The sequence below is a fragment of the Lactobacillus equicursoris DSM 19284 = JCM 14600 = CIP 110162 genome (assembly GCF_001434815.1).
In the GTDB taxonomy this organism is placed as follows: domain Bacteria; phylum Bacillota; class Bacilli; order Lactobacillales; family Lactobacillaceae; genus Lactobacillus; species Lactobacillus equicursoris.
Genome location: NZ_AZDU01000061.1, coordinates 1 through 8,278 on the forward strand (window position 1 = coordinate 1; position 8,278 = coordinate 8,278).

11 protein-coding genes are annotated in these 8,278 nt (G+C 48.5%); 2 read left to right on the forward strand and 9 right to left on the reverse strand.

Annotated elements, in window-relative coordinates:
• Window positions 1–123: 123 nt before the first annotated feature.
• Window positions 124–450 carry a heavy metal-binding domain-containing protein gene (locus FC20_RS08655; protein WP_008463370.1) on the reverse strand — a complete coding sequence of 109 codons (327 nt, stop codon included), beginning with the start codon at window positions 448–450 and terminating at the stop codon, window positions 124–126.
• A 164-nt stretch (window positions 451–614) separates the two neighbouring features.
• Between FC20_RS08655 and FC20_RS08660 the strand changes: the two genes are divergently transcribed.
• Window positions 615–1,520: a DMT family transporter gene (locus FC20_RS08660; protein WP_008463368.1), complete on the forward strand. Its 906-nt coding sequence runs from the start codon at window positions 615–617 to the stop codon at window positions 1,518–1,520.
• Window positions 1,521–1,526: 6 nt separating this feature from the next.
• On the opposite strand, the gene FC20_RS08665 is transcribed toward FC20_RS08660, so the two are convergent.
• From FC20_RS08665 to FC20_RS08670, 3 genes are read right to left on the reverse strand one after another with little or no spacing between them, the layout of a single operon-like run.
• Entirely contained in the window at window positions 1,527–2,282 is a 756-nt protein-coding gene (locus FC20_RS08665; protein WP_056945375.1) for a class I SAM-dependent methyltransferase, read from the reverse strand.
• A 40-nt stretch (window positions 2,283–2,322) separates the two neighbouring features.
• The gene (locus FC20_RS10435; protein WP_008463359.1) at window positions 2,323–2,490 is read right to left on the reverse strand and encodes a hypothetical protein; all 168 of its coding nucleotides are present in this window, start codon (window positions 2,488–2,490) and stop codon (window positions 2,323–2,325) included.
• Window positions 2,491–2,526: 36 nt separating this feature from the next.
• A complete protein-coding gene (locus FC20_RS08670; RefSeq protein WP_008463357.1) occupies window positions 2,527–3,516 on the reverse strand; it encodes an HAD-IA family hydrolase in 990 nt (329 codons plus the stop codon).
• Window positions 3,517–3,627: 111 nt separating this feature from the next.
• On the opposite strand from FC20_RS08670, the gene FC20_RS08675 reads away from it, so the two are divergent.
• Window positions 3,628–4,188, forward strand: coding sequence for an RNA 2'-phosphotransferase (locus FC20_RS08675; RefSeq protein WP_008463352.1), 561 nt, complete (start codon window positions 3,628–3,630; stop codon window positions 4,186–4,188).
• Here FC20_RS08675 and FC20_RS08680 read toward each other — a convergent pair.
• The 5 genes from FC20_RS08680 to FC20_RS08700 all read right to left on the reverse strand — a co-directional run.
• Entirely contained in the window at window positions 4,185–4,763 is a 579-nt protein-coding gene (locus FC20_RS08680) for a histidine phosphatase family protein (protein ID WP_008463350.1), read from the reverse strand. The two genes, FC20_RS08675 and FC20_RS08680, sit on opposite strands and share 4 nt — an antisense overlap.
• 10 nt (window positions 4,764–4,773) lie before the next feature.
• Window positions 4,774–5,352 carry a histidine phosphatase family protein gene (locus FC20_RS08685; RefSeq protein ID WP_008463347.1) on the reverse strand — a complete coding sequence of 193 codons (579 nt, stop codon included), beginning with the start codon at window positions 5,350–5,352 and terminating at the stop codon, window positions 4,774–4,776.
• Between the two features lie 215 nt (window positions 5,353–5,567).
• Complete coding sequence (locus tag FC20_RS10190) at window positions 5,568–5,849, reverse strand: DUF554 family protein (RefSeq protein WP_008463345.1); 282 nt, start codon at window positions 5,847–5,849, stop codon at window positions 5,568–5,570.
• Window positions 5,850–5,922: 73 nt separating this feature from the next.
• Window positions 5,923–7,122 (reverse strand): tryptophan synthase subunit beta, encoded by a 1,200-nt coding sequence (gene trpB / locus FC20_RS08695; protein ID WP_054667805.1) that lies wholly within the window; start codon window positions 7,120–7,122, stop codon window positions 5,923–5,925.
• Window positions 7,123–7,459: 337 nt separating this feature from the next.
• On the reverse strand, window positions 7,460–8,278 hold an 819-nt coding region (locus FC20_RS08700), incomplete at its 5' end, for a GGDEF domain-containing protein (RefSeq protein WP_056945376.1).

Sequence of the window (8,278 nt, forward strand, 5' to 3'; positions counted from 1 at the left end):
CGTCCTAATGGATCGCGGATATCTATCCTTCAATATGATCCAGCACTGCAATGTCAATCCCTTAACTTAATGACATTGCCCAAATGGGAAGCGATTTTTTCGTTAGCGATTTAAGCTCTTCGGCTAATCCACGAACTTGACAGCCGTGCCGTAGGCGACGACGGATTGCATGTCTTCGCCGATGGAGCCGGAGTCAAAGCGCATCATGACCACGGCATCAGCGTCCATGCTTTCTGCTTCGACGCGCAGACGCTCCAGGGCAACTTCCCGGGAAGTTTGCAGCATCTTGGTGTAGCCTTTGATTTCCCCTCCAAAAAAGCTCTTCAAGCCGGCACCGAAGTCAGAGATGGCATCCCGTGACTGGGTGGTCACGCCAAAGACTTCGCCCAGGACTTCGTAGTTATGGCCAGGGATGTGTTCGGTCGTTACAACTAACAGTTTTTCACTCATGTTTGTTTCTCCTTTTTTAAAAAGTAAAATCATTATTGAACTAAGCCTAAGTTTACCACAAGTGTGGAACTAGTAAAGCGGCGTCAAGAAAAATTTGGTTTAAAAGCGGCTCTATTAATCGTATAATTGTAAAGGTATTTTGACTAAAAAGAATTGGGGCAACGATGGAAGAAAAGAGTTTTGTTAATTTGAATGAGAAGACGGTCGCAACGATCAAGGTGGGCCTGGGCACCACCCTCTGGGGGGCGTCGGGGCTGGTCGTCAAGGGGCTGTTCAACCTCAGCCCCCACATCAACGCGGTCTGGATTTCGCAGGTTCGGATGATTGTGGCTGGCTTAATCTTGATTGTGCTGGCCCAGCTGAACAGGCATGAGCCCATGGACGTGTGGAAGCACAAGGACACGACCTTGCGGATGATTGCCTATGGGATCTTGGGTATTTTGCCAGTCCAGTTTGCCTTTTACGAATGCGTCCAGCTGTCAAACGCGGCGATGGCAACGGTCATCCAGTTCCTGGGGCCATTTTTCATCTTAGGCTATTTGGCGGCGACTAAGAAGCAGGTCCTGCGGCCACTTGACTTCATCTCAGCTATTGCCGGATTTGGCGGAGTCTTTTTGCTAGCAACGCATGGGAACATCCACGACCTACGGATTTCCCCGCTAGCCCTCTTGTTCGGGCTCTTGTCTGCCGTGGGCGTGGCGACGAGCAACACGATTCCGACGCCTCTGGTAAAAAAGTACTCATCGATGACGGTGAGCGGCTGGGGGATGCTGGTCAGCGGGATTGCCCTGATGGCCCTGCCGCAAAATATTGCAGGCATCCCCTTTGGCGATTGGCGCTTGTGGCTGGGCCTGGCCTTTGTCTTGATCCTGGGCACCATCGTTCCGTTTGTTTGGATGAACGAAGCGCTCGTTCACCTCTCCCCCGCTGTCGTGTCGCTGCTGGACGCTTTTGAACCGGTGGCCTCTACGATTGGTTCGGTTCTGATCTTTGGCCTGGTCTTGCTGCCAGTTGACTACATTGCCATTGTGCTGATTATCGCTGCTACTTTGGCGATTTCGATGAAATAAATTGCCCTACCCCTTCTTCACGCACCGCGTTGCCACAAAGGTCGGGATGTGGAGCTCATGCAGGTGTCCTTCGCCGTTAGTGTCCTCGTAAAGGTCGGTCAAGGTCAGACCGGCTTTCAGCTGTCCGCCAATTTCCTCTTCCAGGCTGTGGGAGAACTGGACGCCGCTGTCGTCTTTTTCCAGCTGGGCCATTTGGTCCGGATTCTTCAGCGGGTTAAAAGGCATAATGTTCACGACTTCCGTCTCTTTTTCGTCAGCAAAAAAGTAGTTGATCCCGTTGTCAAAGCCCATCAAAAAGGCGCCGCCCGGTGTCAGAACCCGCGCCACTTCGTTAAACATGCCTTGCAGCTCTGCAATGTAGCAGTTAGCGACCGGCTGGATAACTAGGTCAAAAGCGCCATCTTCAAAAGGCAGGGGCTTGGTCATGTCGGCCTTGACGATCTCGATGTCGTAGCCTTCCCGCTCCGCTACTAGCCGCTCGCTCTCTAGCTGCTGGTCAGAATAATCCAGTACCGTGCACTTGGCCCCGGCCGCAGACAAAATTGGCATCTGCTGGCCGCCGCCACTGGCTAGCCCTAGGACCTTTTTGCCCTTGAGATCCCCTAGCCAGTCTTTTGGCACAGGCTTGGTCGGCGTCAGCAAGATGTCCCAGTCGCCCTTTTTGGCCTGTACTATAGTCTCGTGATCAACTGGCTTGCCCCATTCCCAGCCTTCTTTGACCCAGCGGTCGATGGTTTCGGCGTTCACGTCTTGGTAATTCATAACTGCCCCCTTTTTTTGGTAATTCCTTTTAGGAAAAATCTTAAATCAAAGACTGCACGATGTAGGCGACCTGCCAAAAGGAAAAGAGGTTGTTCAGGTCGTCGACTACATGGTAGAAGAGGCAGCCTTGAGTCAGCGTTGCCTCTAGCAGAGTCAGGCTGATGTAAATCAGCAAAAACATGATGTTAATCTTGAAAAATTGTTGCACTTCTAATCCCACTTAACATATTAAATTTTATGTAGTCTACTTAACGTCCTCATAACCGGGCTTGGTCAAAACGTGCTTGGCATACGAGCAAGTAGCGCCTACCCACTTGCCTTTGCCCCGGGCCTGATTGATTACGCAGTCCACCAGCTGGCGGGCATAACCCTTGCCGCCGTATTCTGGATCGACCACCGTTTTGACGATGATCCAGTGGTCGCCCTTTTCCTCATAAAGGCACTGGCCAACCAGTTTTTCTTCGTCATATAAAGCTGCGCGATTTTGCCCTTCTTCATAAACAAGCTTCATACTATCAGTTCCTAAAATTGCTCTCTCTAATTCATCTGCCGTGGCCACTAAGACAGTTGCGCCATGCTTTTTTAAAAAGTCAACGCTTCTAAAGCCCCAAGTGACGGCGATTTCGTCCATCTTGGAGTTGGCCGCGGTTTGAATGTCAATTTCGGAATCCCCGATATAAACGCACTTGTCTGCAGTAATCTCTAAGGCATCAACACAGGCCAAGGTCATGTCCGACGCCGGCTTTCTGCGAATTTCGTCTTTTTGCCCCAAGGCAAAGTCAAAGTAGTCTGGGAAAAGGTCACTAACCAACTTTTGGACGGCCTCATCTGGTTTGTTGGAGACAACCGCGACCTTAACACCGGCCTTCCGCAAATGTGTTAGCAGGTCCAAGATCCCTGGAAAAGGTCCAGTAGCCAGGTTGCAGTGGGCTGCGTAATATGGCCGGAAGATGTCCAGCACCCGGTTAACCTCAGCTTCGGTCACGCTGGCCGGTACTTTTTCGTTTTTAGTCCCAAAAGCTACTAGGTCCTCAAAGCTGGTTCCGGCTTCATAGGCCAGCGCCCGGCGGATGGCCACCACTACCCCGCTGCCGAAAAAGTTTTTGGTATGGAGCACTTCATAGTCATGCCGGTGGCCAGTTTCTTCCATAGCGTAATTAAGAGCGCTAGTTAAGTCTTTACTCGTATTTAAGATCGTCCCATCCATGTCAAAGATGGCGGCTTCATATTTCATTATTTTCACCTCGCTACCATTATACAACAGGGTCAAGGTAAAATTTACCGACAGCTCCTTTTTGCCTTATACTTAAGTTAAGAGAAAAAAGCTTTTAGAAAGGGGATTATTATGCAAGATCGCAATACCTTTTTATCAAAAAAGATGTCCTATGCCTTAAGACACAATCCGGATAAGTACGGGATTGAGCTGGACGAATATGGCTACACTGATTTAGCCCGCTTTATCAAGGCCTTAAACCGAATGCATCGCTTTGATCCGCCGGTAACGGAAGCTGAAATCCGGAAAATGATGGCTCAGGCTAATAAAAAGCGGTTTGAGATTAAAAATGGCAAGATTTGTGCCCTTTATGGCCACTCAGTGCCCGGAATTATTATTCGAGCCGAGGCTAAGCCGCCTAAGTTTCTCTACCACGGAACAGCTCGGCGCTTTTGGCCCAGCATCAAGGAAAATGGCCTCCTGCCCATGGGCAGACAGTACGTCCATCTGTCGGCGGATACCGCCATGGCAAGAGAAGTCGGCCTGCGCCGTGATAATCGCCCCGTGATCCTGCAAGTTGATGCTGAGCGCGCCGCCAAAGACGGAATCAAGTTCTACTATGCCAGCCAAGAGGTCTGGCTCTGTGACCAGATGCCGAGCAAGTATCTCAAGGTCTGGGACGGCAATAATTAGTCAACTTTAGGAGCATAAAGCTGAACTAGAGTAAATTTGCCATCATGATACTGCAGTTTCAAAATCGCACAGTTAGGCAACTTTGGTTCAATGGCAAGCTGACTACTGTCGACCTTGGTCATGACAAAGTTGGCCATGGCTCCGCCGTGGGAGACAGCCAAAACATTTTTGGCATCGACAGGCTCCATGATCTTCTTGAGCGTCGCTTCCATCCGGTCAGACAGCTCAGTTTCACTTTCACCGCCAAAATGGGCATAGTAGTCGCCAAAAGGATAAGGCGGATGCAGGAACTCATCCATAGCTTCAAAACTGCCAAAATTCATCTCTTTGAGCCCTTTTAACCGCTCATATGGGTATTTACCATGAGTAGCAATTTCCAAGGTGTCACAAGCCCGCTCACTGGTGCTGGAGTAGCAGTAGTCGAAGGTCACGCCTAAGTCATCTAGAATTTTACCAGCGGCTTGGGCTTGCTTGATGCCCAGGTCCGTTAAAGGCGAATCGCACCAGCCCTGGATCTTTTTTTCGACATTAAATAAGGTTTGACCGTGCCGCATGAGATAGAGTGTTTTAGTCATTAAGCTCCCCCTATCTTAATTTTGGTTCAAAATAATCTAACAAGGAAAAATGTCCGTCTTCGTAGGAAAGCTTGAACAAGGTGCAATTAGGGATTCCAGGTTTAAGCTTTTTGACGTTATATTGATTATAAGACCGGATAAAGTTGGCGATGGAGGCCCCGTGGGAGACGGCTAGCACTGTTTCATGGTCTGGTCTTTCCATAATTTCAGTTAAAGTCTTAACCATCCGCGCCGCAACTTCCGTTTGACGCTCGCCACCGTGGCCAGCGAAAAAGTCTCCGTATGGCAGAGGTGGGTTCAGGAATTCGTCCATAGCTTCAAAGGTCCCAAAATTCGACTCCTTTAGCCCCTTTACCCGCTCGTAAGAATACTTGCCCCGGGTGGCAATTTCCAAGGTGTCGCAGGCCCGTTCGCTGGTTGAAGAATAACAGTGATCAAAGACCAGGCCAAGATCATTAATGGTGTTGGCTGCTTCTTCAGCTTGCTTGATGCCAAGATCGGTTAAAGGCGAATCGCACCAGCCCTGAATTTTGTGTTCGGCGTTAAATAGGGTTTGACCGTGCCGCATGAGATAGAGTGTTTTAGTCATTTTTGTTCTCCTTTTTGATTGCTTTTCACTACTTACATAGCTTAATTATAGTCCAGGGAAGCGCTTTTACCAAGGGCCGTGAAAATTGAAGAGAAAAGAGAACAGGATTCTGAAAGATTCAGAATCCTGTTCTTTTTATGATACAAAGCTAATAGTCCCATTCTTTTTTCGCTTATATAGCTAGGGTATTAAAAAAGCATCCCCGAAGGGATGCTCTAAGAGATACAGTAGATGTTTAATTTGCTAAAAACCTGGAATAAAAGCAATGGCCACAGCGACAAGATCATCATCATGTTGGACACTGACGTGAGCTCACCGGACTTAATGGATAGCAATTTCTCGGTTGCTCCGGAAATTCCTAAAAACATGGTTCCTAAGCCGCTGGCCATGATTAAGCCCTCATGTACTCGGTCTTTTAACAAGCCACCAAAAAAGTAGCCGATGGTGCCACCGGCAATGATGGCGGCAATGTTGATAAAAGTTCCTAGTCCTGGCATTTCTTCACCTCATAAACTCAATGCTTTAAGTATAGCAGACTGGAAACTTTTTAAGCAAAAACTCAGGATTATCTTAAATTTCTTCACCCAAGTAGGCGGCAACTTGGTTTACGTCCTTGTCGCCCCGGCCGGACAGGTTGACCATTACGATTTGATCAGGCGACATCTCCGGCACCATCTTGATGGCTTGGGCTAAGGCGTGGGAACTTTCGAGAGCTGGGATGATCCCTTCCGTTTCTGACAACAATTTAAAGGCGTTAACTGCTTCGTCGTCGGTGATTGGGTAATATTCAGCCCGGCCAGTATCCTTCAAATAAGAGTGAACTGGCCCAATGCCTGGGTAGTCGAGACCAGCGGAAATGGAGTAAGCTGGTAAAACCTTACCTTCGTCATCTTGCAAGACGTAGCTCTTCATCCCGTCGTTGATGCCGACCTTGCCGTTGGTCAAAGTCGCGGCATTTTCCGGGGTGTTGGCGCCCTTGCCGGCCCCTTCAGCGCCGATCAGACGAACTTCTTTGTCAGGAATGAACTCACCGAAAGCCCCAATTGCATTCGAGCCCCCGCCAACGCAGGCAATGATGGCATCTGGCAAACGGCCAAGCTGGGGGAGGAATTGCTGGCGAGCTTCCCGGCTGATCACTCTTTGGAAGTAAGCGACCATTTGAGGGTAAGGGTATGGACCAACCGCTGACCCAACCAGGTAGTAGGTTGTGTCTAAGTTTTGAGCTAAGTCGGCAAAAGCAGTTGCAACGGCATCTTCCAAAACGCCCTCATCACCGCCAGCTGGGATCACTTCGGCCCCCATCAGCCGCATCCGGAAGACATTCAATTTTTGTCTTTCGCAGTCTTTCCCGCCCATGTAGATGGTGCACTTCATGCCAAAACGGGCAGCGGCTGCGGCGGTAGCCACCCCGTGCTGGCCAGCCCCGGTTTCGGCGATGATCCGCTTTTTGCCAAGACGCTTGGCGATTAGGATTTGTCCCAAGGCATTGTTGATCTTGTGAGCGCCCAGGTGGTTTAGGTCTTCCCGCTTCAGGTAGACCTTAGCCCCGCCAAGACGCTTTGTGAGAGATTCGGCAAAGTAGAGTGGCGTTGCCCTACCCGAGTAGTCTCTTAACAGCAAGTCCAGTTCAGCTTGGAAGTCTGGGTCATTCTTGTCTTTTTCAAATTCGACTGCAATTTCATCCAAAGCTTGTTGGATAGCCTCTGGTACGTATTGCCCACCGAATTCACCGTAGTACATCTTGTCGTTATTAGTTGCTTGTAAAGTCATGATTAGTCTCCTCTATTTATGTATGTATTTATTTTGTATAGAATTAAAAAGTATACGGAGCCTAACCTAAATAGTCTATTTTGGGATAAAAAAAGACTGAGCTGCTATCCAGCTCAGTCGCTTAGTCAATAGAAACGATTGCTGGCATAGACTCCTTGATCATCAAAATCAGTGAGTCTACACCAAAATGATTGTAGCCTCACTTGTCTTGCCAGTCTTGCCAAAGCTTCAATGCAGTCATTTTCAATCGTTCCTTTCTAGTAAAATTCGTTCTTCTTTAAACTTGATTCTATCTTAATCTCATTCTCAGAATTTTGCAAGCTTTTTTGCGAAAAAATTAGCGATTTTTTCTTCGGTCGTGTTTAGGATCCATGTAGTACTTCCGCTTTTCTTGGTACATTCGCTGGTCAGCTAAGGCCATCAATTCGCGCAGGCCGCCACTGACAACTTCTTTAGAACTAGCCATGCCGACGGATAGACTGATCTTGAGCCGGCTTTTGCGGTTATACATGGCTATATTGTCTTTCAGCTTGGTCAGCAGCTCTTTCCCATGGTCTGGTTTCCCAATGGCGACAATGGCAAACTCATCCCCGCCCGTGCGGAAGCACCGGCTGCCGCGGAAGGTATCATGGATGACCAACGCGGCTTCCTTGATCAGCATGTCCCCTTCTTGGTGACCGTAGGTATCGTTGGTCCCTTTTAAGCCATTAAGGTCAATGGAATATGCTACGACTTCCTTGTCCTGGATATTTTTGGCAAAAGTCTTCAGCTCCTTTTCATAGGAATAGCGGCTGCCAAGACCAGTTAAGGCATCGGTCGTAATCAAGTACTCTTGTTTGGTAATGGTTTGATCGCTGAAGTTGAGGTTGTTATTTTGGAATAGGAGCAAGATGATGATGTAGCCGATAGTGATCGAGATGCAGGAGGTATGGATGAACCTGTTTGATAAGTCCTGCAAGATGACGCCTAAATAAACAACGCAGCCAATATAGTAGGTAATATACTTTTGTTTCTTACTTATCCCCTTGCTAAAGTGGTTAAAAGAATCCGCAATCACGATCAGAATTATCACCCAGATCAGCGTAATCACAACATGGTATGGACCGTGCTTAATTGCCTTATTAGGACCAATTGAAAGGTTCCATCCGGTATAAAC

Coding starts and splice junctions, on each gene's coding strand:
- FC20_RS08655 (WP_008463370.1), bottom strand. CDS start 450: ATGAGTGAAAAACTGTTAGTTGTAACGACCGAACACATCCCTGGCCAT.
- FC20_RS08660 (WP_008463368.1), top strand. CDS start 615: ATGGAAGAAAAGAGTTTTGTTAATTTGAATGAGAAGACGGTCGCAACG.
- FC20_RS08665 (WP_056945375.1), bottom strand. CDS start 2,282: ATGAATTACCAAGACGTGAACGCCGAAACCATCGACCGCTGGGTCAAA.
- FC20_RS08670 (WP_008463357.1), bottom strand. CDS start 3,516: ATGAAATATGAAGCCGCCATCTTTGACATGGATGGGACGATCTTAAAT.
- FC20_RS08675 (WP_008463352.1), top strand. CDS start 3,628: ATGCAAGATCGCAATACCTTTTTATCAAAAAAGATGTCCTATGCCTTA.
- FC20_RS08680 (WP_008463350.1), bottom strand. CDS start 4,763: ATGACTAAAACACTCTATCTCATGCGGCACGGTCAAACCTTATTTAAT.
- FC20_RS08685 (WP_008463347.1), bottom strand. CDS start 5,352: ATGACTAAAACACTCTATCTCATGCGGCACGGTCAAACCCTATTTAAC.
- FC20_RS10190 (WP_008463345.1), bottom strand. CDS start 5,849: ATGCCAGGACTAGGAACTTTTATCAACATTGCCGCCATCATTGCCGGT.
- trpB (WP_054667805.1), bottom strand. CDS start 7,122: ATGACTTTACAAGCAACTAATAACGACAAGATGTACTACGGTGAATTC.